Source organism: Mycobacterium sp. (assembly GCF_004298145.1).
Classification (GTDB): Bacteria; Actinomycetota; Actinomycetes; order Mycobacteriales; family Mycobacteriaceae; genus Mycobacterium.
On the sequence record NZ_SCRH01000038.1, the window covers coordinates 222,323 to 245,094 of the forward strand.

The 22,772-nt window shown below is 65.8% G+C and carries 20 protein-coding genes; 9 read left to right on the forward strand and 11 right to left on the reverse strand.

Translation table 11 applies throughout. The features are described 5' to 3' along the window. Position 1: 1 nt before the first annotated feature. The 8 genes from EPN51_RS14735 (at position 2) to EPN51_RS14770 (ending at position 9,643) form a co-directional block, all read left to right on the forward strand. Positions 2 to 871: an ABC transporter permease gene (locus EPN51_RS14735; protein ID WP_293043793.1), complete on the forward strand. Its 870-nt coding sequence runs from the start codon at positions 2 to 4 to the stop codon at positions 869 to 871. A 6-nt stretch (positions 872 to 877) separates the two neighbouring features. After that, positions 878 to 2,185 carry an MCE family protein gene (locus tag EPN51_RS14740; RefSeq protein ID WP_293043795.1) on the forward strand — a complete coding sequence of 436 codons (1,308 nt, stop codon included), beginning with the start codon at positions 878 to 880 and terminating at the stop codon, positions 2,183 to 2,185. Continuing rightward, on the forward strand, positions 2,182 to 3,222 hold the full coding sequence (locus EPN51_RS14745; protein ID WP_293043797.1) for a virulence factor Mce family protein: 1,041 nt from the start codon (positions 2,182 to 2,184) through the stop codon (positions 3,220 to 3,222). Before EPN51_RS14740 ends, EPN51_RS14745 begins: the two co-directional genes overlap by 4 nt. Then, positions 3,219 to 4,778 (forward strand): MCE family protein, encoded by a 1,560-nt coding sequence (locus EPN51_RS14750; RefSeq protein WP_293043799.1) that lies wholly within the window; start codon positions 3,219 to 3,221, stop codon positions 4,776 to 4,778. The genes EPN51_RS14745 and EPN51_RS14750 overlap by 4 nt, the downstream gene beginning before the upstream one ends. Then, on the forward strand, positions 4,775 to 6,331 hold the full coding sequence (locus tag EPN51_RS14755; protein WP_293043801.1) for a virulence factor Mce family protein: 1,557 nt from the start codon (positions 4,775 to 4,777) through the stop codon (positions 6,329 to 6,331). Before EPN51_RS14750 ends, EPN51_RS14755 begins: the two co-directional genes overlap by 4 nt. Continuing rightward, positions 6,331 to 7,515 (forward strand): virulence factor Mce family protein, encoded by a 1,185-nt coding sequence (locus EPN51_RS14760; RefSeq protein WP_293044081.1) that lies wholly within the window; start codon positions 6,331 to 6,333, stop codon positions 7,513 to 7,515. Before EPN51_RS14755 ends, EPN51_RS14760 begins: the two co-directional genes overlap by 1 nt. Beyond that, complete coding sequence (locus tag EPN51_RS14765) at positions 7,509 to 9,059, forward strand: MCE family protein (RefSeq protein WP_293043803.1); 1,551 nt, start codon at positions 7,509 to 7,511, stop codon at positions 9,057 to 9,059. Before EPN51_RS14760 ends, EPN51_RS14765 begins: the two co-directional genes overlap by 7 nt. A gap of 74 nt (positions 9,060 to 9,133) precedes the next feature. Next, a complete protein-coding gene (locus EPN51_RS14770; RefSeq protein ID WP_293043804.1) occupies positions 9,134 to 9,643 on the forward strand; it encodes a hypothetical protein in 510 nt (169 codons plus the stop codon). Between the two features lie 140 nt (positions 9,644 to 9,783). On the opposite strand, the gene EPN51_RS14775 is transcribed toward EPN51_RS14770, so the two are convergent. The 5 genes from EPN51_RS14775 to EPN51_RS14795 form a co-directional block, all read right to left on the reverse strand. Then, positions 9,784 to 10,674: a universal stress protein gene (locus EPN51_RS14775; protein WP_293043806.1), complete on the reverse strand. Its 891-nt coding sequence runs from the start codon at positions 10,672 to 10,674 to the stop codon at positions 9,784 to 9,786. A gap of 137 nt (positions 10,675 to 10,811) precedes the next feature. Then, a complete protein-coding gene (gene efeB, locus EPN51_RS14780; RefSeq protein ID WP_293043808.1) occupies positions 10,812 to 12,128 on the reverse strand; it encodes an iron uptake transporter deferrochelatase/peroxidase subunit in 1,317 nt (438 codons plus the stop codon). Positions 12,129 to 12,130: 2 nt separating this feature from the next. Continuing rightward, complete coding sequence (gene efeO / locus EPN51_RS14785; protein ID WP_293044083.1) at positions 12,131 to 13,303, reverse strand: iron uptake system protein EfeO; 1,173 nt, start codon at positions 13,301 to 13,303, stop codon at positions 12,131 to 12,133. A 94-nt stretch (positions 13,304 to 13,397) separates the two neighbouring features. Further along, positions 13,398 to 14,954 (reverse strand): iron uptake transporter permease EfeU, encoded by a 1,557-nt coding sequence (gene efeU, locus EPN51_RS14790; RefSeq protein WP_366509446.1) that lies wholly within the window; start codon positions 14,952 to 14,954, stop codon positions 13,398 to 13,400. A gap of 91 nt (positions 14,955 to 15,045) precedes the next feature. Beyond that, positions 15,046 to 15,879, reverse strand: a complete 834-nt coding sequence (locus tag EPN51_RS14795) for a DUF3097 domain-containing protein (RefSeq protein WP_293043812.1) — start codon at positions 15,877 to 15,879, stop codon at positions 15,046 to 15,048. 221 nt (positions 15,880 to 16,100) lie between these two features. Between EPN51_RS14795 and EPN51_RS14800 the strand changes: the two genes are divergently transcribed. Then, complete coding sequence (locus EPN51_RS14800) at positions 16,101 to 16,388, forward strand: DUF3349 domain-containing protein (RefSeq protein ID WP_293043814.1); 288 nt, start codon at positions 16,101 to 16,103, stop codon at positions 16,386 to 16,388. Positions 16,389 to 16,416: 28 nt separating this feature from the next. On the opposite strand, the gene EPN51_RS14805 is transcribed toward EPN51_RS14800, so the two are convergent. Genes EPN51_RS14805 through EPN51_RS14830 form a run of 6 tightly spaced genes read right to left on the reverse strand, consistent with a single transcriptional unit; the run spans position 16,417 to position 22,626 of the window. After that, on the reverse strand, positions 16,417 to 17,391 hold the full coding sequence (locus tag EPN51_RS14805) for a patatin-like phospholipase family protein (RefSeq protein ID WP_293044085.1): 975 nt from the start codon (positions 17,389 to 17,391) through the stop codon (positions 16,417 to 16,419). A gap of 57 nt (positions 17,392 to 17,448) precedes the next feature. Further along, on the reverse strand, positions 17,449 to 18,519 hold the full coding sequence (gene ugpC, locus EPN51_RS14810) for a sn-glycerol-3-phosphate ABC transporter ATP-binding protein UgpC (RefSeq protein ID WP_293043816.1): 1,071 nt from the start codon (positions 18,517 to 18,519) through the stop codon (positions 17,449 to 17,451). Positions 18,520 to 18,522: 3 nt separating this feature from the next. Continuing rightward, positions 18,523 to 19,365, reverse strand: coding sequence for a carbohydrate ABC transporter permease (locus tag EPN51_RS14815; RefSeq protein ID WP_293043818.1), 843 nt, complete (start codon positions 19,363 to 19,365; stop codon positions 18,523 to 18,525). After that, complete coding sequence (locus tag EPN51_RS14820) at positions 19,352 to 20,320, reverse strand: sugar ABC transporter permease (RefSeq protein WP_293043820.1); 969 nt, start codon at positions 20,318 to 20,320, stop codon at positions 19,352 to 19,354. The genes EPN51_RS14815 and EPN51_RS14820 overlap by 14 nt, the downstream gene beginning before the upstream one ends. Continuing rightward, positions 20,317 to 21,642: a sugar ABC transporter substrate-binding protein gene (locus EPN51_RS14825; protein ID WP_293043822.1), complete on the reverse strand. Its 1,326-nt coding sequence runs from the start codon at positions 21,640 to 21,642 to the stop codon at positions 20,317 to 20,319. Before EPN51_RS14825 ends, EPN51_RS14820 begins: the two co-directional genes overlap by 4 nt. A gap of 12 nt (positions 21,643 to 21,654) precedes the next feature. Further along, positions 21,655 to 22,626, reverse strand: coding sequence for a sigma-70 family RNA polymerase sigma factor (locus EPN51_RS14830; RefSeq protein WP_293043824.1), 972 nt, complete (start codon positions 22,624 to 22,626; stop codon positions 21,655 to 21,657). Positions 22,627 to 22,772 lie beyond the last annotated feature (146 nt).

The window sequence follows — 22,772 nt, forward strand, 5'->3', positions numbered from 1 at the left end:
CATGGCGACGGTGGCAGCCTTGCGCGTCCGGTTCCCGCGGACAACCGCCGTCTTGCATCGCTACGGGGACACCCCCACCCGGCCACTGGTCGAGATCGGGCAGATGGTCTGGTTCGCGCTGACCACCATCGGCCTGATTCCCTACGCCCTACACCGCTACCGCAGAGAGCTGGTACGGATGGTCGCCCAGATGGGGATGGGCACCGGCGCGATGGCCGTGGCCGGCGGCACCGCCGCCATCGTCGGCTTCATCACCCTGTCCGCGGGCTCGTTGGTCGCGATCCAGGGCTTCGCGTCGTTGGGCAACATCGGCGTCGAGGCATTCACCGGATTCCTGGCCGCAATGGTCAACGTGCGTTTCGTGGCACCGGTCGCGGCCGGTCAGGCGCTGGCCGCGACGGTCGGCGCGGGCGCCACCGCCGAATTGGGTGCCATGCGCATCAGCGAAGAGATCGACGCCCTGGAGGTGATGAGTATCAGGTCGGTCGCCTATCTGGCGTCGACTCGGGTGGTGGCCGGTCTCGTCGTGATCATCCCGCTCTACGGGTTGGCGATCACTCTGGCCTTCCTGTCCGCACAAGTCACCACGGTTTTGCTCTACGGGCAGTCCATCGGCACGTACAACCACTACTTCCATACGTTCCTGCGGCTCAATGATGTCGGCTGGTCGTTCGCGGAGGTGACACTCGTCGCCGTGGTCGTGATGACCACCCACTGCTACTACGGTTACACCGCCAGCGGCGGGCCGGTCGGCGTCGGTGAAGCGGTCGGCCGCTCGATGCGGCTGTCGTTGATCACCATCGTTGTCGTGGTCGTACTGACCGCGATGTCGGTCTACGGCAAAAACCCCAACTTCAACCTCACGGTGTGACCCGCCATGACGGCCCCGGTGAAGGAGAACCCGCAACGTATTCCGCCGTACAGGACGGCGGCGACGGTGTTCTTGATGGTGTTCGCGGCGGTGTTGGGCTTCGTCTGGTTGCAGTTTCGGGGCACGCTCACGCCGAATACCCCCTTGACGATGGTGGCGCCCCGGGCCGGTTTGGTGATGGATCCGGGGTCAAAGGTCACCTACAACGGCGTGGAAATCGGCCGCGTGGCCAGCATTTCGGAGATCCAGCGGGACGGCATGCCGGCGGCGAAGTTCGTCTTGGATGTCAATCCGAAGTACATCTCGCTGATTCCGGCCAATGTGAACGCCAACGTCAAGGCAACCACGGTGTTCGGCAACAAGTATGTGTCATTGACCGCGCCGAAAAACCCTACACCGCAACGTATCGACTCGCGGCAGGTGATTGATGCCCGGTCGGTGACGACGGAGTTCAACACGTTGTTCGAGACGCTGACTTCGATCGCGGAGAAGGTGGATCCGGTCAAGGTGAACCTGACGCTGGCCGCGGCCGCGCAGGCTTTGACCGGATTGGGCGACAAGTTCGGGCAGTCGATCGTCAACGGCAACGCGATCCTCGACGACATCAATCCGCGAATGCCGCAGATCCGCCACGACATCGCGCGGCTGGCGGCCCTGAGCGACATCTACGCCGACGCCGCACCCGACCTGTTCGACGCCCTGAACAACGCGGTGATCACAGCGCGCACGCTGCACCGCCAGGAAGCCGACCTCGATGCCGCGTTGTTGGCCGCAACCGGCCTGGGCAAGACGGGCGAAGACATCTTCGTCCGCGGCGGGCCCTATCTGCAACGGGGTGTCGCCGACCTGGTGCCCACCGCCCAGCTGCTCGACACCTATAGCCCCGAGATCTTCTGCACCGTCCGCAACTATTACGACGAGGAGCCCGCGGCCTATGCGACGGTGGGCGGCGGCAACGGCTACGCGCTGAAGACCATGACCGAGCTGACGTCAGCATTAGGGGGCATCCTCACGCTCCCGGGGTTGGCCGGCACGGCGGCCACCATAGGGCTCCTGGGCCTGGCCGGACTGGTCGGCGGGGCACCGAATCCCTATGTGTATCCGGACAATCTCCCTCGGGTGAACGCTCGCGGCGGGCCCGGGGGCGCGCCGGGTTGTTGGCAAAGCATCACCCACGACCTGTGGCCGGCGCCGTCCCTCGTCGTGGACACCGGCGCCAGTCTTGCGCCGTACAACCACCTAGACACCGGCTCGCCATACGCCATCGAATACGTGTGGGGCCGCCAGGTCGGGGACAACACGATCAACCCATGAAAGCCACCGGCAGCGCTATCAAGCTCGGCATCGTCTCGTTGGTGCTGCTGCTGATCACCGTCTCGATCGTGGTGGTGTTCGCGCAGATGCGGTTCAACCGCACCAACAGTTATTCCGCGGAGTTCAGCAACGCCAGCGGTCTGCGCGACGGGCAGTTCGTGCGCGCCTCCGGAGTGGAGATCGGCAAGGTCAAAAAAATACGGCTGATCGAGGGCGGCAAGCGGGTTCAGGTGGACTTCACCGTCGACCGCGCGGTGCCGCTGTACCAGTCGACGACGGCGCAGATCCGCTATCTCGATCTGATCGGCAACCGCTACCTGGAGCTGGTTCGCGGCAACGGCGAAGGCGCGGACAAAGCCCTGCCGACGGGCGGGTTCATCCCGCTGTCGCGAACCTCACCGGCCCTTGATCTCGACGCCCTGATCGGTGGTTTCAAGCCGCTCTTCCGGGCGCTCGATCCGGAAAAGGTCAACACCATCGCGTCGGCCATCGTCACCGTCTTCCAGGGCCAGGGCGGCACCATCAACGACATCCTCGACCGGACCGCGCAGCTGACCGCGCACATCGCGGAGCGCGACCAAGCCATCGGCGAGGTGATCAAGAACCTGAACGTGTTGCTGGACACCACGGTTCGGCATCGCAAGGAATTCGACCAGACCGTCGACAATTTCGAGAGATTGATCACCGGATTGCAGAACCACGCCGACCCCCTGGCCGCCGGCACCGCGAACATCAGCAACGCCGCCGGAACGGTGGCCGACCTGCTAGGCGAGGACCGCGCTCTGCTGCACAAGGAGATCAACTACCTGCAGGCCCTGCAGCAGCCGCTGGTCGACCAACGAGATCAGCTCGGTGATCTCATCCACAAGACGCCGACCGCCCTCAACCTGATCGGACGCAGCATCGGCCTCTACGGAGACTGGGTCAATTTCTACGTGTGCGACCTCACGATCAAGTGGAACGGGCTACAGGCCGGCGGCCCCGTCCGCACTGTCCGGCTCTGGCAGCAGCCCACGGGCAGGTGCACGCCGCAATGAGAACACTCACGGAATTCAACCGCGGCCGTGTCGGGCTCATGGGCGCCGGTGTGCTGGCGCTCGTCGTCGTCGTCGGCCAAAGTTTCACCAGTGTCCCAATGCTTTTCGCCAGCCCGAGTTACTACGGGCAGTTCACCGACACGGGTCAACTGAACAAGAACGACAAGGTGCGCATCTCCGGCGTGAACGTCGGTGCGGTGCAGTCGCTCGACATCGACGGGGACCACGTCGTGATCAAGTTCTCCATCGGCGGCAACACCATCGGCACCGAGAGCCGACTCGCGATCAAAACCGACACCATCCTGGGTAAAAAGGTGCTCGAGATCGAGCCACGGGGAGCCAGGGCGTTGCGGCCGGGGGGTGTCTTGCCGCTGGGCCAAAGCACGACCCCGTATCAGCTCTACGATGCGGTCTTCGACGTCACCAAGGCCGCCGCGGGCTGGGACATCGACAGCGTCAAGCAATCGCTGAACGTCTTGTCCCAGACCATCGATCAGACCTATCCGCACCTGAGCCCCACCCTCGACGGATTGGCCAAATTCTCCGACACGATCGGCAAACGGGACGAACAGATCAAGCACCTGCTCGCCCAGGCCACCCAGGTGGCCAGCGTCCTCGGCGACCGCAGCGAACAAATCAACCGGCTGCTGGTCAACACGAAGACGCTGCTGGCCGCATTCAACGAGCGCGGACGGGCAATCAGCACTCTGCTGCAGAACGTTTCGGCCTTTTCGGCCCAGGTGCAGGGGTTCATCAATGACAACCCGAACCTGAATCCCGTGCTGGAGCAGTTGCACGCCATCAGCGACGTACTGGTGGCGCGCAAAGATGACCTGGCTCAAACCTTCACGTATGTCAGCCAATTCGCCGCATCGTTAGGGGAATCCGTCGCCTCCGGACCGTACTTCAAGATAGTCCTGTCCAACCTGCTGCCGTACTGGGTCTTGCAGCCGTGGGTCGACGCCGCCTTCAAGAAGCGTGGTATCGACCCGGAGAACTTCTGGCGCAGCGCCGGCCTGCCCGAGTTCCGCTGGCCCGACCCGAACGGCACCCGGTTCCCCAACGGCGCGCCACCGCCCGCACCCCCGGTGCTGGAAGGCACCCCGGACCATCCGGGACCCGCCGTCCCGCCGGGAACGGCGTGTTCGTACACCCCACCGGCTGACTCGCTGCCGCGGCCGTGGAACCCGTTGCCCTGCACGGGCGTAGACGTCGGTGCGTTCGGCGGCAATTTCCCGGCACCGATCGACGTGCAGACGTCGCCGCCGAACCCCAACGGCCTGCCACCGACGCCGGGGATCCCGATCGCCGGGCGGCCCGGTGAGGCGCCCCCGGATGTTCCGGGCACACCGGTGCCGTTGCCCACCCAGGCACCGCCGGGGGCGCGCACGGAGAACCTGCAACCGGCCGGCCCCACCCCACCGCCATCCACGTTCGCGCCGGGCTTTCCGCCGGGGCCACCCGCGCCGCCGGGGCCCGGGCTGCAGCTGCCCGCCCCGTTCATCTCGCCGGGCGGCACGGGAGGCAGCGGCATAACGGGAGGTAACCAGAATTGAGCGCCGTCTTCGACATCCGCAATCCGTGGCTTCGCCGAGCCATCGGAGCACTGGTGGTGGTGCTGGCCGTCATCGCGGGGTTCGCCGGCTGGCGGATCTACCAGAAGTTGACCAACAACACCGTAATCGCCTACCTCCCAACGGCGAACGCGCTTTATTCCGGGGACAAAGTCCAGATCATGGGTGTTCGTGTGGGCTCGGTCGACAAGGTCGAGCCGGCCGGCAACAAGATGAAGGTGACGTTTCACTACGACAACAAGTACAAGGTGCCCGCCAACGCGTCCGCCGTGATCGTCAACCCCACGCTGGTGGCGTCGCGCAGCATCCAGTTGGAGCCCCCCTACAAGGGTGGCCCGGTGATGGCCGACAACGCGGTGATTCCCATCGAGCGCACGCAGGTGCCAACCGAATTCGACGAACTGCGCGACAGCGTCGCCAACATCATCAGCAAACTCGGCCCGACGCCCGAGCAGCCCAAGGGTCCCTTCGGTGACCTCATCGAATCTTTCGCCGACGGGCTGGCCGGCAAGGGCAAGCAGATCAACACCACGCTGAACAGCCTGTCGCAAGCCTTCACCGCGCTGAACCAGGGCCGGGGTGACTTCTTCGCGGTGGCGCACAGCCTGGCACTGTTCGTCAACGCCCTGCACAAAGACGACCAGCAGTTCGTCGCGCTGAACCACAACCTGGCCCAGTTCACCGGCAACCTGACCGGGTCTGACCACGATCTCGCCAATGCGCTACAGCAATTCGACGGCCTGCTCGCCACCTTGCGCCCGTTCCTGGCCAAGAACCGCGAGGTGTTCGCGCACGACGTCGACAACCTCGCCAGCCTGACCACCACGCTGGTCCAACCCGAGCCGCTGAACGGTTTGGAGACGGCCCTGCACGTCCTGCCGACGCTGGAGACGAACCTCAGCCAGATTTATCACCCGTCGCATGGCGCGGTCATGTCGATCCCGGCAATCCCTAACTTCGCGAACCCAATGCAGTTCTTCTGCAGCATGATTCAGGCCGGTAGCCGCCTGGGGTATCAAGAGTCCGCCGAGCTGTGTGCGCAATACCTGGCGCCAATTCTCGATGCGATCAAGTTCAACTACCTACCGTTCGGGCTGAATCTCTTCAGCACCGCCGAGACGCTGCCCAAGGAAATCGCCTACTCGGAGCCGCGCCTACAGCCGCCCAACGGATACAAGGACACCACGGTGCCCGGGATCTGGGTGCCCGACACCCCGCTCTCGCACCGCAACACCCAGCCCGGCTGGGTAGTCGCGCCGGGCATGCAAGGTACACAGGTGGGACCGGTCACGGGCGGCCTGCTGACCCCCGACTCGTTGGCCGAACTGATGGGCGGCCCGGACACCGCACCCCCGCCGCCGGGGCTGCAAACCCCGCCGGGACCGCCGAACGCCTACGACGAATATCCGGTGTCGCCACCCATCGGCCTGCAGGCCCCACAGGTGCCGATCCCGCCGCCGGCGCCCGCGCCGGGAGTGGTCCCCGGACCGGTCGCGCCCACGCCGGTGGCGGCGCCCACAGGGCCGGGGTCGTGATGGTAACGGTAAACGCGCTGTGCGCGTGGGGTTCTCGCATCCGGCACCGCACCTGGCAGGGGCTGGCTATAGTGAGCGCAGCGGCGGTGCTGACGTCGTGCGCGAAGTGGCACGGAATCGCGAATGTGCCGATGCCCGGTGGCCCGGGCACCGGACACGGCTCCTACACCGTCTACGTACAGATGCCCGACACGCTGGCCCTGAACACGAACAGCCGGGTCCGGGTGGCCGACGTCTTCGTCGGCACCGTGCGCGCGATCCAATTGAAGAACTGGGTCGCCACGCTGACGCTGCGGCTGGACAAGGGCGTCAAGTTACCCAAGAACGCCACCGCCAAGATCGGGCAGACCAGCCTCCTCGGGTCTCAGCACATAGAACTGACCGCGCCCCCCGACCCGTCCCCGCAGCGACTGGGGGACGGCGACACCATCCCGCTGAAGAATTCGTCCGCGTACCCCACCACCGAGCAGACGCTGGCCAGCCTCGCCATGATCTTGCGTGGCGGCGGCATCCCCAACATCGAGGTGCTGCAGAACGAGATCTACAACATCGTGAACGGGCGCGCCGACCAGATCCGCGCCTTCCTCGGCAAGCTGGACACGTTCACCGCCCGGCTCAACGAGCAACGCGAGGACATCACCCGAGCTATCGACTCCACCAACCGGTTGCTGGCCTACGTGGGCACCCGATCGGACGTGTTGGATCGCGTCCTCACCGAATTCCCGCCACTGATCAAGCATTTCGCGGATAAGCAGAACCTCTTGATCGACGCGGTCAACGCGACCGGACGGCTCAGCCAGGTCGCCGATCAATACCTGTCCGCCTCGCGGAGCGACCTCCACCAGGATCTGCTGTCGCTGCAGTGCCCGTTGCGGGAACTCGGCCGCGCATCGCCGTACCTGATCCGCGCGCTCAAGCTGATCATCGTGCGGCCATTCGACATCGACGCCGTGCCGAAGGCGTTCCGCGGCGACTACTTCAACCTGTCACTCACCCTCGACCTGACCCTCAGCGCCGTCGACAACGCGGTCCTCACCGGGACCGGGTTCTCCGGGGCGCTGCGCGCCCTCGAGCAGTCCTGGGGCCGTGACCCCGAAACGATGATCCCCGATGTGCGCTATACGCCGAACCCCAACGACGCGCCGGGCGGACCGCTGGTCGAAAGGGCGGACCGGCAATGCTGACCCGCTTCATCTGGCGCCAGATTATCTCGTTCACGATCCTGAGCGTGGTCACGGCGATCGTGTTGGGCGGGTACTACTTGCGCATTCCCGCCGCGGTGGGGATCGGCCAGTACACGCTGAAGGCGGACCTGCCCGCGTCGGGCGGCCTGTACAAGACGGCCAACGTGACCTATCGCGGTGAAACCATCGGCACGGTCACCTCCGTCGAGCCGACCGAGCGGGGCGCGCATGTGACCATGCGCATCTCCGATCGCTACAGGATCCCGATCGACGCGTCGGCGAGCGTGCATTCGGTGTCGGCGGTTGGTGAGCAGTATGTGGACCTGGCGTCCGTAGGCAACTCGGGCCAATACTTCTCGCCCGGACAGACCATCACGAAGGGTACCGTGCCCACCGAGATCGGACCGGCGCTGGACGCCGCCAACCGCGGGCTGGCGGTGCTGCCCAAGGACAAGATCGCTTCGCTGCTTGACGAAACAGCCCAAGCGGTCGGCGGATTGGGCCCTGCGTTGCAACGTCTGGTCGACGCAACGCAGGCGATCGCCGGCGACTTCAAGACCAACATCAACGATGTCAACGACATCATCCAAAACTCGGGGCCGGTCATCGACAGCCAGGTCGACTCCGGTGACGCGATTAAACGCTGGTCGCACAACTTGAACACCCTCGCCGCGCAGGGCGCGGAAAACGACCAGCACGTCAAAAGCATTCTGTCTCAGGCGGCCCCAACCGCCGATCAGGTCAACGAGGTGTTCGGCGACGTCCGCGAGTCACTGCCGCAGACACTGGCGAACGTCGAGATCGTGCTGGACATGCTCAAGCGATACCACAAGGGCGTCGAGCAACTGCTGGTGGCCTATCCGCAGGGCATATCGGAAGGCGAGACGGTGACGGCGGCCTTCCCGGGCTACGCCGCTCTCGGGACGTCGCTGACGATCAACCAGCCCCCGCCGTGCCTGACCGGGTTTCTCCCGGCACCTCAGTGGCGGTCTCCCGCGGATACCAGCCTGGCGCCGATGCCGTCCGGAACGTATTGCAAGATCCCGCAGGACCATCCGGCCAACGCCGTACGTGGGGCACGCAATCTCCCGTGTGTCGACGTACCCGGGAAGCGGGCCGCCACGCCGCGGGAGTGTCGAGACACGAAGCCGTACGTTCCGCTGGGCACCAACCCCTGGTACGGCGACCCCAACCAGATCCTGACCTGCCCGGCGGCCGCGGCGCGCTGCGACCAGCCGGTCAAGCCGGGTCAGGTGATACCCGCGCCATCGGTGAACACCGGCCTCAACCCGGCGCCCTCCGACAGGGTGGCGGGGACGCCACCCCCCGTCAGCGATCCGCTGCAGCGCCCGGGATCGGGAACCGTCGAATGCAATGGGCAACAGCCAAACCCGTGCGTCTATACCCCCGCCGGTCCTCCCCCGGCCGTCTACGTTCCTCAGAGCGGCGAACTGGTGGGGCCCGACGGGGTCAAGTACGCGGTCGAGAATTCGAGGAAAACGGGCGACGACGGATGGAAGGACATGTTGGCGCCACCGAGGTGAACCCCCCACCGCCACCGCGGCTCGGGGGGTTCAACCCACCGATATCAACCAGTGAACGCAAGGATCGGAGCGACATGCGGAAAGCCATTGGTCTAGGGCAACTTCGGAGTGATACGTGTGCCTATCTCGAGCGGGTTGCGGCCGGGGAAACCATCGACGTCGTCCGTCGCGGCAAACTGGTGGCGCGGATCGTGTCGGTCGGGGAATGGAGGCCGGCGCCGATCCCTGCACGATCCGTCGCACCCGCTGCGCAGGACTCCGGTGGATGGGTCGGGCTCGACGAACTGCGAACGCGGGCCGGCCGGTGCTTCGACCGGGTCGCGGCCGGGGAAACGATCAGTGTTGTTCGTGGCGGCAGGTTACTGGCGCGGATCGTGTCGGCCGAAGCATCGGAAAGAACCCCGATTCCGGCGGACCCTGGTGGGGGGATCGAGCTCGACGAACTGCGAAAGCGTGCGGGACGCTATTTCGATCGGGTCGCGGCGGGGCAGACGATCGAGGTCATCCGTGGCGGCAAGCTGGTTGCCCGCATCGTCTCCGCCGACGCGAAGTCGCTAACCCTCGAAGAATCCGCCGTCGGGTAGCGGGCGCCGGCAGATCGCAGCCCGCCTCGGCGGGACCGAGGGGCCGCACTGCGTCTCCGGCCAGGCCGTCGAAGCGATCACGTCGCACCTGCATTCCGCTGCGCTGGTGCACAATTCGAGGCGCGCAATCGGTGAAGGATTTATGAAGACGCCGGCGGGCGAGCGACGATTACCGGTATCCGGACCGAATGCAGGACCGCGTTACTGACCGAGCCCAACAGCATCCTCGCCAGCCCACCCCGACCGTGACTGCCAACGACCACCAGCTGTGCCGTTTCCGACTTGTCGATGAGATGTCGCGCCGCCCGATCGCGGGCAATGAATCGATGAACGGTGACATCCGGATAGCGTTCTTCCCAACCCGCCAGGCTCTCGGCGAGGCTGCGTTGCGCTTCGCCTTCCACCGCCGGCCACTCGATTTCGAAAACTTCACTCACCGCCGCGTCGCTCCAGGCATGGATGGCCACCAGATCGACGCCGCGACGTGACGCCTCGTCGAACGCGATTTCCGTGGCGAGTTCGGAAGCCGGCGATCCATCGGTGCCCAGTAGGACGGGAGCATTCCGCAAATCCGGCAACTCTTCGTCACGGATGACTGCGACCGGGCAATTCGCGTGCCGTACCACGGTCGAGCTGACCGATCCGAGCAGACCACGGGCCAGCGCTCCCCGACCGGAGCTGCCCATGACGATCATCTCCGCGGTATCGGACGCCTCGAGCAGTGCCGGGACCGGGGCCGCGTAGACCAGTTTTCTGTCGATGGGCACCTTGCGACCACCCGGCATCGCGTCTTCGGCGACCTTCATCGCGTGCATGATCGCCTTCTTGCCTTCGTCTTCGAGATTCGTGACGAGGGATTCAGGGTACGGGACCGGCGGGTATGTCGTGGTGGGCGTCGTCACCGCGTGCACGACGGTCAACGGAATGTTTCTCATCGCGGCTTCCTGGGCCGCCCAGCGTGCGGCGGCCGTTGACGCCGGCGAACCGTCGACCGCGACGACGATACCGAGTTGTTTGACGGGTGCGGACATTTCGTTCTCCCTCCATCACGAACGATGCTATCGGAGATAGGTGTATCGGTCGTGAGGCTTTGGTCATCAACCCTCGGGCCTGCGGTCTGGCGCGATCGCTAGAGCCGGCGCTGCTGCAGTCGCGCAGTGATCAGCGCTCAGCCGAACAAGCCTTGTCCGATGTAGTGGCCTTCACCCGGTGGGGGCGGCACCGCGAAGATCGCTGATCCGATGTGGCGGATGTATTCGTTGAGCAGGTCGTGGGCGCCCAAGCGGTTCTGCAGGCGGATGAAAGCGTGCGGATCATTTTGATACGAGATGAACAGCAGACCGGCATTGAGCTGGCCGTTGGCGTCGAGGCCGTCGGTGTAGTTGTAGGACCTCCGGCGGATCATGATGCCGTCGTTGTTTTCCCGGGCGGCCAGGCCGATGTGCGACATCGGATCGATGAGCGGGCTACCGTCGGCGCCTTTGGCGGCGAAGTCCGGTGTATCGAACTCTGCCTTGCCGCTCAGCGGCGCCCCTTCCTCTTTGGTGCGGCCGAAGATCCTCTGCTGATTGCCGATCCGGTCGACATCCCATGTCTCCATCAGCATCCGGATCTTGCGGACGACCTGGTAGGTCCCGCCCTTCATCCAGGGCTGGTCGCTGCCGTCGACCCAGACGAACCGTTCGTACTCCGCATCGGTGGCGATGTTGCGGGTTCCGTCTTTGAATCCCAACAGGTTTCGCGGAGTGTTCTGGCCGGGGCCGGCCGAGGCGCGACCGAAACCCAATACCGCCCAGAACGGCGAGACGATGTTGCGGCCGAGCCGGGCCAAGTTGCGCACGGCGTGGTAGCAGACCTGGGGGTCGTCGGCGCACGCCTGCACGGACAGGTCGCCGCCGCGCAGGCGGGGATCGAGGTTGTCTCCGTTCAGCGTTGGCAGGTCGGTGAACACGACGGGCCGGCGGGCGGCCAGTCCGAAACGGTCACCGAACAGCGACGGACCCAGCCCGACGGTGACAGTGAGGCCGGCGGGACTCAGCCCGTAGGCCTCCCCCGTGTCAGCGGGGGGCTGCACCTCGACCTGCGGTTGGACGGTGCCGACCGGCTTTCCCTGCTGCAGGATTGCGGCAGCTGCCGACCATCGTGCCAATAGGGTCTGCAATTCGGTGCGGCCGGCGCCCGCGGCCAGCGAGAACGACATGAACATCGCGTAACGCTGTGGCGGCGTGTCGATTCCACCCTGGTGCGCCTGGCCGTAGAAGCGATAACTGCGCCGCAGGTCGACGGTGTCATCGTCATCGCCGCGTTGTCCCGCCGCCATCGCATGTCCGGCGAAGCCGCCACCGACGGCCCCGATTGCGGCGCCGCCGAGCCCGGCCAACATGGCACCGCCAAGCGCGCGCCGGCGCGATACAGCGGTGGAGTCTGCCGGTGCGCCGGCGTCGTTCGGATCGCTGTCGGGTGGTTGGGTGATGTCGTCGGTCACGATCAGCCGGCCGAGACGACTTTTTGGGCGACCGTGGACAGGCTCTGATGGAGCGGCTGGATGACCGCGGTGAGCTTCGGTGCGTCGCTGGCCTTCAGCGCCGCGGTGTAGGTCCGGTAGCCGCCGAGCGCGCTCGGGTCGCGATATCCGTCCAGGGTGGCGAGCACGCTTTGGAATTGCTGATCGATCTGGTGGACCAGATTGCCGTCGATCTTTTCCAGGCCCGGCCGCAGCGACGCGTACGCCTGCTGGGCGCCCTCGACGTTGCCGGAAAAGTCGACCAGGTCAATGTGGCTGAACGCCTCTTCCTCGCCGGTGATCTTGGTGTTTTGGATCTCTTCGATCAGGTCGCTGGCGCCGTTGGCCAAGTCCTCGGGCTTGTACTGCAAGGTGGCGACAATGCCTTTCAATTTGCCGACGTCGCCGACCAATTCGGTGCTGAAAGCCTTCGTTGAGGCAGTGATCGCGCCGCCCTGCCACAGATCGCGCTCGATGGCGTGGAAGCCCTTCCACCCGACCTTGGCGTCGACCGGCGTGGACTCACGCATGTCGATCAGATAGTCGAGGCTGCCCGAATTGTCACCGACCGCGAAGCCCGGTAGCACGAAGCCCTCCACGGTGGACTCCGAACGCTCCCAGAACAACCGGGCTTTGGCGTAGGCCGCCTTGGCGGCGTCGACGTTGCCCGACTGCACGGCGGCATCGAGTGCCTTCGTACCATCGTTGAGCTGACCGAGCTGCTTGACGATGTATGCCGCGTAGTCCTTGGTGCCCTGACCGAGGATGCCGGCCACGGTGCCCGTCGGCGTTGCCGGTGCCTGACCCGTCACCGTCAGAGTCTGGTATTCGGTGCTCGCGCCGGGACAGTAGAGCTGGTAGGAACCGCCGTCCAGCGTGACCGTGAACGACACCGGGTCCAGGCCGGGCGCCAGATTCTCTTTCTCGCCGACGATCCGCTGGTCCCTGAGCAATTCGACTTCACTGATCCCGGGCGCATTCGTGTTGGCGACCGTGAAGGTCACCGGCCCGGCGGGCACGTTGGTGGTGTCCAGCGCGCAGCCGTCTGCGCCGGCATTGTTGGCCATGGTGACCTTGACCGCGTTGGTGGCGCCGGGTTTCGGTTGTTGGGCATGGCTCGAGTCATTACCCGAGTGGCTGCATGCGGTCGCAGACAACGCCGCGACGGCGGCCAAAGCCGTTGCGGCCGACCATATCCTGCAGGTCCGGCGCCCGGCCCAGGCGGTACGATTCACGGTTGATCGGTTCCTTTCACGTTCGTCCGGCGTGCCGCTGCCGCGTCGAGGCTATAGCCCCAAGGCCGCAAACCAGGGCAAAACCGCCCAGCACCAGTGGTAGCCAGACATTCCAGAGCTGCCGCTCTCCACGATTCCGGTCGCTCGCGACGATCTCGGCCGCAGTCGAGTGGTCTTCGGCGCCGGATGTGGACCAGTCCGTCGGGAGCCCGCCAAGGCTGACGGTCTTGGCCCCGGTCAGCCCACCACCGGTCAGGATCGCCGTACGGTTGCTCGTCGCGTGCGCGCTTACCACGGAATCACCCTGCGCGAGCACGGTATACACGGTAATCGTTGACCATTGTCCCTGAAACGGCCCCGGAGTGCGGCCCACCGCGAGACCGACCGGCAGCCGGCCCCCAGTCATGCTGAGCAACTGATCCAGCGTGACCGCCGGCGCACCATCGGCCCCAGCAGCCTCGGGAGCCTGCCATACCTGTACCGGCAGGCCGTCCACGGTTTGGACGCCTGCCGGGATAAGCGGGACGCTGCGGACCGGCGAGGTGCCCTCGGGGGCGACGTTCAGCTCGCGCCCGTGCGGCCCGTTCACCATCGACACCGCAGCGATGTGGCCGGAGCGGTCGGTGACGGTGCGTACCCGTGCGCTCGGCGACGCGCTATCGGCGGGCGTCATGGTCGCCAGCACGGCAGCGACGACGAGCAGCAGCGCCGAGGCCGCCGCCAGCAGCCGGCTGCGGGCTCGCGGTGCGGCGGCGAGCCCAGCCGGCCACAGAAAGACGATGAGCACCGGCACGGCGTACAGCAGCCAGCCCAGCACTTCGATGAGGCGAGGGTCGGCGGGTATGCCCAGCACCCCCGTCGTCACCGCGCCCAGCACCGAGTTGCCGGGTATCCACCCGGACAGATCCAGCACCTGTTGCTGGCCGATGCTCACCCAGCCCGCCTCGTGTGCGGTGCGCAGCGCACCCAGGACCAGCCCCGCGGCGATGAACACCAAAAAGACTCCCGTGACCCGGAAGAACCGGCCGAGGTTGAGCTTCAGGCCGCCGTAGTACAGACCCACCCCAAGCCCGACCGACGCCACGATCCCCACGGCGCCCCCCAGCACCGCGAACCACCTGTTGCCGTGCGACGTCTGGGCGGCCGCCAGCAAGAACACCGACGTCTCGAAGCCCTCCTTGAGGACGGCAAGGAAGGCCATGGTAGCCAACGCGAACGCGCTACCGCGGTTGACGGCCTGCCGGGCCTCCCGCTCGAGTTCACCCTTGAGTTGCGCGGCGTTGCCGTTCATCCAGAGGATCATCGTCGTCACGAACACCACGGCGATGGCGTTGATGACGGTCTCCATCATCTCTTGCTGGGCCTGCGGCAGGCTCGTGGCGAACAGGTCGAGGCCGACGCCCACGGCGACGCTGAGCACCACGGCAAGGGCAACACCGGCAAACATCGGACGGATCGTCTGGCCGTTGCGCTTGAGGAAGGCACCGACGATGCTCACGATGAGCGAGGCCTCTAGGCCCTCGCGAAGGCCGATGAGAAATGTGCCGATGAATACGCCGAATACGCCCTGCATAAGCCCGATTTCTGTCCCGCCCATCGGGACTTCCGGCTTAGCGTAGCCTAACTAAACGACGGGCATTAGCCCTGGTCCGCTGCCCGCGATGTCAGCGGGCCGGCTGGGTCACGAAGTCGATGAGTTCTTCGACCCGACTGATCAGCGCCGGCTCCAGATCGTTCCAGTCGCGCACCCGCGAACGGATATGTCGCCAGGCCCCGGCGATGTCCACCTGATCGGCATGGGGCAACCCAAGCGCCTGACACGCGCCGCGTTTCCACTCCACCTGCCGCGGCACGTGCGGCCAGACCGCCAGCCCCAGCCGCTGCGGCTTCACGGCCTGCCAGATGTCGACGTAGGGGTGACCGACGACGAGTGTGTCGGCGCCGCCCGGACCCCGTCGCACCGCATCGGCGATCCGCGCTTCCTTGGAACCCGTGACGAGGTGATCGACGAGCACACCGAGGCGTCGTCCCGGGCCGGGTGCGAACTCGGCGACGATGTCCACCAAATCGTCGACGCCACCGAGTTGCTCGACAACGACACCTTCGATCCGCAAATCCTCTCCCCACACCTGCGCGATCAGTTCGGCGTCGTGGCGGCCCTCGACATAGATCCGGCTGGCGCGGGCGACCCGCGCGCGGACACCTGGCACCGCGACCGAGCCCGACGCCGTCCTGGTCGCGGCGACCGGTGCCGCCCGACGCGGCGCGGTGAGGATCACCGGGCGTCCCTCGAGCAAATACCCAGGGCCCAAAGGAAAGCCACGCACATGACCGCGGCGGTCTTCCAGGTCCACTCGACCGTATTCGACGCGAACTACCGCGCCGACGTAGCCGGTTTCGACGTCCTCGACGACCAGACCCAGTTCGGCGGGGTGTTCGGTCGAGCGGGGCTTGCGCCGCCCCGCGGCCAAAACATCGGTTCCATAGCGATCCACCACGCGGCAATACTAGAAAGCCTTGCGGCCAAACAGCGTTACGGCGCGCCACGGTCTGCCGATGGTCGGCGAAATCACTCTCGGCGCACCGGCGCGGGCGGCCCATAAAAAATACCTTTAACTGTGTGGCGTTGCCTGGCTGATCGCGTCGTCGATGGTACGTTGCTAGCCATGGCAAGCACTGCCGCTTATGCGCAACTTGCGGTGGTTAGCGAGGTGGACGTATGGACTTGTCGCATTGGGTGACCAGCATCGTGGCGTTCGTGCGGGCCGGCTACCCCACCGGCGTGCCGGCCCCCGATCACGTGCCGCTGGTGGCTTTGACCCGCCGCCGACTGTGCAGTCACGACATCACCGCCATCGCAACCGATCTCATCGCGCGTCGAGTCTGGCCGATCAGCCCCGTCGATATCGGGGTGGAGATCACCCGGGCCACCAACCAACTACCGTCACCGGATGATGTCGAGCGTGTCCAGCGATGCGTTCATGCGATTCGTTGTTCGCGCGGTTAGGCGGCGCCGCACGGTCCACCGCCGTCCGTCACGGTGATTTACGCACCGGGCCGCCGCAGGCCGCCAGATAGTCCGGGTAATTCCAGGTCTGCAGAAACTGTTGGCCCGCTTGCAATCCTCGTTGGTAGAGCGCCTCGCGCTGCTGCGCGGTGATGTCGAAGTCGATCGGGCTGACCTCGTCGGCGGGCACGAAGATGCTGCGCCGGACGGTGCAGGGATCGTCGATGTAGGCGTTGTCCTGGTTGCTCACCAGCGTCTCTATCGCGGCGAGCCCCAACGACACCGGCCCTTGGACGGGGTGCGTGGGCGGGATGCCGGGACGTGCGGACAGACGAATTCCGAATGTGGGCCATCGTGGCTCGGCATCCGGCCGGTCGAACAACTCGACCGGAAAGTCCGACAGCAATCCACCGTCCACCCATGTGGCTCCGCCGACCCGGACGGGCTCGAACACATACGGAATGGCCGACGAGGCGTGTACCGCGCGTGCCACCGGGAAGTCATCGGGGTCGATGCCGTAGGTGCTGAGGTCCCAGGGGATCCGCACCAGCCGGCGCCGCGATAGATCGCTGGCCGTCACCACGAGTGACCACGCGAACTGTTCGGGCTCTTCGCCGGTGCGCAGATCGCCGAACGTCCGCACGCCCAGATCCCCGAGCACGCCGCCGAGAAGCTGTTCGAGGTAGGCCCCGCGGTACACGCCGTCCGACGTCAGCAAGGACAGCGCCCCGCCGATCAGCGGAACTCGTCCGATCAGATTGCGGTCAAGGAACTTCCGGTAGTCGATGTCGCGCATGATGTCGGCCAGCCGGCTAACCGGCTCACCGGCCACCTGTAGAGCCGCCACCAGCGCTGCGACGATCGCGCCCGCACTGCTTCCCGCGACACGGGGAAATCGGTACCCGGCCTGGTCGAGCGCATCCACCGCTCCGACCAGGCCGATACCCCTGACACCGCCGCCTTCGCACACCAGGTCGGCACGCACATCGCTCACTGCCGCCAGCCTAATGGGACCGGGCCGGGCCGCGCACGTATGGCACGCCGAACACCGTGAGCATGGTCAACACAGTCTGCGGCCATCCACGCCGAAGAAGTGCAGGTGTCCCGGCTCCGGATGCAGGCGCACCCTGCTGCCTCTTTCCGGTGGATGGCGCCCGTCGGCGCGCGCGACGACGGGCGCATCGGTTACCTTGCCGGAGCCGGCGATTCGCCCATACACATAGGCGTCGGCACCCAACTCCTCCACCACGTCGACCTCCATCTCGACACCGAAGCCGCCCAGCTCGAAATGTTCGGGCCGGACTCCGACGACGACCTCGCTTGCGGCACTGGCGATCTCCCGCGGCAGTGTGATGGGCCAATCACCAAGCGACACAGCCGAATCCACAATGGGCAGGGTGAACAGGTTCATCGCCGGCGACCCGATGAAACCCGCCACGAAGACGTTGTCCGGGTTTCGGTAGAGCTCGCGAGGCGGGGCGAACTGCTGTAGCACGCCGTCGCGCAGCACCGCGACACGGTCACCCATGGTCATCGCCTCGACCTGGTCGTGGGTGACGTAGACGGTGGTGGTGCCCAGCCGCCGTTGCAATGCGGCGATCTGGTTGCGGGTTTGCACCCGCAATTTGGCGTCGAGATTGGACAGCGGTTCGTCCATCAGGAACACGTGCGGCCGGCGCACGATCGCGCGACCCATCGCCACTCGCTGGCGCTGTCCACCGGACAGTTCTTTCGGCTTGCGATCGAGATACTGTTGCAGGTCAAGCAATTTCGCCGCGTCCAACACCCGGTCACGGATCTGCGCCTTCGGTATTTTGGCGATCTTCATGGCAAAACCCATATTCTCGGCCACCGTCATGTGCGGGTAGAGCGCATAGTTCTGAAACACCATCGCGACGTCTCGATCCTTGGGATCGACATTGGTGACGTCTCGGTCGCCGATCCGGATGCGTCCGGAGTCCACGGTTTCCAGTCCGGCCACCATCCGCAACGATGTGGTCTTGCCACATCCGGATGGCCCCACCAGAACGACGAACTCGCCGTCGCCGACAACGAGGTCCAGGTTGTCCAGGGCCGGGCGATCCGCTCCCGGATAGCGCCGGGTCGCCCGCTCGAAGCTCACCGAGGCCATTGATCACCCACCCATCCCGGTGACCGCGATGCCGCGGACGAACGAGCGTTGCGCGATCGCGTAAATGATGACCAGGGGCAGCATGATGAGCATCGAGGTCGCCATCAGGACGGGCCACCGGGCAACGTATTCGCCCTTCATCCGGACCAGACCCAGGGTCAGGGTTGCCAGGCTGTTGCGCTGAATCATCAACAGCGGCCAGAGAAAATCGTTCCAGACATTGACCCAGGTGAGGACCGCGAGCACCATGACCGCCGGCCTGGCATGGGGCAGCAGGATGCGCCAATAGACCTGCCACGGTGAACAGCCGTCGAGTATCGCCGCTTCCTCCAGATCGGTGGGGAGGGTGCGGAAGAATTGCCGCATCAGGTACGTGCCAAAGGCGCTACCGAAGAAGCCCGGCACGATCATCGCCCATGGCGTATCGACCCAGCCCAGGGCCCGCATGACGAGAAACTGCGGGATCACCGTCACCGTCAGCGGCACCATCAACGTGCCCAAATACACGACGAACAGTGCATCGCGGCCGCGGAAGTCCAGTCGCGCGAAGGCATATCCGGCCAGCGAGCAAAAGAAGACGTGCCCGGCGGTGACGCATCCCGCGTACACCACGGTGTTGAAGAACATCCGCCCGAACGGCAGCAACGCGAACACGTCGGTGTAGTTGGACCATCGCGGGTGCGCCGGCAGCAGCGTGGGCTCACTGACCTCGCCCTCGGTTTTCAGCGAGCCCGACACCGCCCACGCGATCGGGAACAGCGCGCACCAGGCGATGCCGAGCAGCGCGGCATAGACCATGCCGCCACGCACCGCGGTGCGCCTGATGACACCCTCACTTAAGCCCACGCGAAGTCTCCATAGAACGTCGATGGCTGACCTTCAACTGCACCACCGTCAGCACCAGCAGGACGGCGAACATCACCCACGCCAGCGCGGATGCATATCCGAACTCGAGGAACGAAAAGGCGCGCTGGAACAGCATGATGCCCAGGACGTAGGTCGCCGATTCCGGCCCGCCGCTGGGGCCGGTGAGGACGTAGACCATGTCAAACGCCTGGAAGGCGTGGATGACCGAGATGATCACCACGAACGAGATCGACCCCCGGATCAACGGCACCGTGATGGAGACGAATTGCCTTATCTCGCTGGCTCCGTCGATTTTGGCCGCCTCGTAAACCGTCTCCGGAACGCCCTGCATCGCGGCCAGCAAGACGACCGCGGCAAACGGCACGCTGCGCCATACACTGACGATGCACAGCGAGGCCATGGCCCATCGGGGCTCGACCAACCACGGGACCGGACCGAGCCCGACCCAGCCGAGCATGATGTTCAACAGACCATTGTCGGTGTTGAACACGAACTGCCACACCACCGCCATCACGACCGACGAGATAGCCAGTGGCAGGAAGACGATGGTGCGGAAAATACCGATGCCCCTGACTTTCTGGTTCAGCACACCGGCGACGGCCAAACTGATGACGACCGTCGGCACCACCGTCCCGAGGGTGAAGATCACCGTGTTGCGGATCGCGATCAGGAAGAGCGGATCCGAGGTGAAGAGATCTCCGAAGTTCTTCAGGCCCACGAATTTCGGCGGTGTGAACACATCCCACCGCTGAAAGCTCATGTACAGGGAGAAGCCCAGCGGAAAAAGCATGAACACCGCGACCGCCACCAGGTTGGGGGCGACGAACAACCGGCCCGCCCATGCGTGCCGACGCCACGGGCTCGGGTTTTTCGGGGTCCTTTCGGTCGCCTTCCCCACCGGGGCGGCCGCACCACCCGAGCGCATCGAGATCATGGGCTGCGCAGCACTTCGTCGACGGAACGGGACAGCCCGGCCAATGACGTCGCCGGCCGGCGACCTCGCAGGATGGGACCAAAGTTGCGGTCCATCAAGGCCTTGACCTTCTCCCAGGCGGGGGTGATCGGCAAGCCTTCCGAAAAGGCCGGCCCTTCGGTGAGCACACTGAGATTGCCGATTCTTCGATGGGCGTTGGCGAATCCTTCCGAGTTGAGCGCGGACCGCAACACGGGAACGAACAGACAGGATTCGCCGATCAACGCTTGCCCGACCGGTCCGGTCGCGAATTTCACGAACTCCCAGGCCTGCTCCTTGCGTCGACTGGTCGACGAGATACCCAGCCCGGTGGCGCCGATGCCGGAACACGCCGCATGTCCCGTTGCCAGCGCCGGGCCGATCGGCAACGGCGCGACATCGAAGTCAAGGTCCTCGGCGCGCGTATAGGTCTGGTAGCGCCAGTGCCCGCCGAGTGCGATCGCCGCCCGTCCCACCGCGAACAGGTTAGGCGTGGACATCGACTGCGTCTCCGATGCATTCGGCGCGACCCGGTGCTTGTTGGCTAGGTCGGCGTAGAACTGCACGGCCTCCTGGAAGGCCTCGTTGTCGAAATTGAGGTGGGTCGGATTCACCCGCGGGTCCGACCACGGGACGCCGTTGTTCATCGCGAACAGGCCGGCCGTGTAGTTCGAGACCCAGGTGTTGACGAATCCGTACTGCGCGGCGCGCCCGGATGCGTCACGCTTGGTCAGCGCGCGGGCCGTGTCCAGGAATTCGGCGAAATCCCAAGGCCGTTCCCACGTTGTGGGCGGCGCCGGCACCCCGGCCTCGGCGAACAGGCGCTTGTTGTAGAACAGGTAGTTACCCGACCATTGTTCGGGAAGCGCGTACTGTCCTCCGTCGAACGTGAAGGTTTCGTACAGCGCCGGGATGCTGTCCGCCTTGAGCTGCCGGGCGAACGTTTTGTCCCGCTCCAACAGGGCGTTCAGGTCCAGCAGCACATCGCGGTCGGCGAGTTCGGCGTAGGACAGTTCCCACGTCATCAGCACGTCCGGGCATCTGCCGCCGACGCAAAACGTCGAAAGCTGTTGCATGACGCCCGGCCCGGACAGCACCGCGCGAACCTTGATGTCGGGATGGCGGCGCGCAAACTCGTCGACGATGCGCATCCGGGCGTCACGCTCGTCCGGATTGGCCGCGAAGAAGAAGGTCAGCGCGTCGTCGTCGGGGGCGCAACCGGCGGACCACGGTGCCAGCGCCACGGCGGAAAGCGCGCCGGCACCCCGCAGCAGGCTGCGCCGTCCGAACGGCTTGTCGAGCATGGCTCTCCCGGTCTAGCCGCGTCGCCGGCCCGTGACCGGCTCTGTCTGAGGTCCTTGGTACCCGATGAGGTTGTCATGTTCCTGGATCGGCCAACGTGGCAGCGCCAGCACCGCCCGGCGGATGCGCTCGGCATCGCCGGTGATGTCGATCGTGTTGATGCGATCGTCGGCTCCGATGCCGATCACCAGCAGGATCTGAGCGCGCCCCCGGGCGGCGACCACGATGCCCGGTGTCCCGTCGATGAGCATGACAGCACCGGCGCGTGCCCGCCGAGCGAACCGGCGGGTCTCCCCGGCGACCTGCCCGGCGCCGCGCAACGTCGTCGGCACGTCGTCGGGGACCAGGCCCCGGTCGACCGTGCGCACCATGTCGGGAGCCAGCAACTCGAGCAGACCGGCGATATCGCCGCCGCGGGAGGCCGCCAGAAACGCCTCCACCACCTCGAGGTGGCGGGTCGTGCGGCGGGGTTCGGCTACCGGACCGGCGTGCAGTCGACCGCGGGCCCGGCTGGCGAGCTTCTTCGCGGCATCCGGCGACCGGTTCAACAACGCGGCGATCGTTTCGAACGGGATGGCGAACATGTCGTGCAGCACGAAAGCCACGCGCTGTGCCGGTGAGAGCCGGTCGAGCACGACGAGCAGCGCGTTGCTCACCGACTCCGCCAGCAGCGCGTCATCCTCGGCCGGCGCGGACGCCGTCCCGGCCAGCCGGTCCAGTTCGTCGGGTTCGGCGAGTGGCCGCTCCGCGCGCCGCTTGCGGGCCCGAAGCTGGTCCAGCGCCTCGCGCGCGGTGATCGTCGTGAACCAGCCGGAGAGGTTGTCGACCGCCCCGAAGTCCGCGCGACTGGCCTTCAGCCACGCCGACTGCACCGCATCGTCCGCGTCCGCCACCGAGCCCAGCAGTCCGAACGCGACCGACCTCAGGTGTCGTCGATCCGCGTCAAAACGCTGCGCGAGAGCCACCAAATCCGTTGTTGCGCCCATGGGTCACCTTTTCTGCACGGAAATCGTCAAGGAGATGACCGCATCCAAGGGACTTCCTGTTGCGAAGGAGACCAACACCATGACCTTACCGTTTGCGCCCCGCGGTGTGCTCGGCAACCTCGCAACTCGCTGCTGCGGAAATCGCT

What these genes read in the sequence shown, in the direction of transcription:
- EPN51_RS14735 (WP_293043793.1), top strand. Translation starts at nt 2, where the DNA reads ATGGCGACGGTGGCAGCCTTGCGCGTCCGGTTCCCGCGGACAACCGCC.
- EPN51_RS14820 (WP_293043820.1), bottom strand. Translation starts at nt 20,320, where the DNA reads ATGATCTCGATGCGCTCGGGTGGTGCGGCCGCCCCGGTGGGGAAGGCG.
- EPN51_RS14825 (WP_293043822.1), bottom strand. Translation starts at nt 21,642, where the DNA reads ATGCTCGACAAGCCGTTCGGACGGCGCAGCCTGCTGCGGGGTGCCGGC.
- EPN51_RS14830 (WP_293043824.1), bottom strand. Translation starts at nt 22,626, where the DNA reads ATGGGCGCAACAACGGATTTGGTGGCTCTCGCGCAGCGTTTTGACGCG.
- ugpC (WP_293043816.1), bottom strand. Translation starts at nt 18,519, where the DNA reads ATGGCCTCGGTGAGCTTCGAGCGGGCGACCCGGCGCTATCCGGGAGCG.
- EPN51_RS14745 (WP_293043797.1), top strand. Translation starts at nt 2,182, where the DNA reads ATGAAAGCCACCGGCAGCGCTATCAAGCTCGGCATCGTCTCGTTGGTG.
- EPN51_RS14775 (WP_293043806.1), bottom strand. Translation starts at nt 10,674, where the DNA reads ATGTCCGCACCCGTCAAACAACTCGGTATCGTCGTCGCGGTCGACGGT.
- EPN51_RS14770 (WP_293043804.1), top strand. Translation starts at nt 9,134, where the DNA reads ATGCGGAAAGCCATTGGTCTAGGGCAACTTCGGAGTGATACGTGTGCC.
- EPN51_RS14760 (WP_293044081.1), top strand. Translation starts at nt 6,331, where the DNA reads ATGGTAACGGTAAACGCGCTGTGCGCGTGGGGTTCTCGCATCCGGCAC.
- EPN51_RS14740 (WP_293043795.1), top strand. Translation starts at nt 878, where the DNA reads ATGACGGCCCCGGTGAAGGAGAACCCGCAACGTATTCCGCCGTACAGG.
- EPN51_RS14750 (WP_293043799.1), top strand. Translation starts at nt 3,219, where the DNA reads ATGAGAACACTCACGGAATTCAACCGCGGCCGTGTCGGGCTCATGGGC.
- EPN51_RS14800 (WP_293043814.1), top strand. Translation starts at nt 16,101, where the DNA reads ATGGACTTGTCGCATTGGGTGACCAGCATCGTGGCGTTCGTGCGGGCC.
- EPN51_RS14765 (WP_293043803.1), top strand. Translation starts at nt 7,509, where the DNA reads ATGCTGACCCGCTTCATCTGGCGCCAGATTATCTCGTTCACGATCCTG.
- efeU (WP_366509446.1), bottom strand. Translation starts at nt 14,954, where the DNA reads ATGCAGGGCGTATTCGGCGTATTCATCGGCACATTTCTCATCGGCCTT.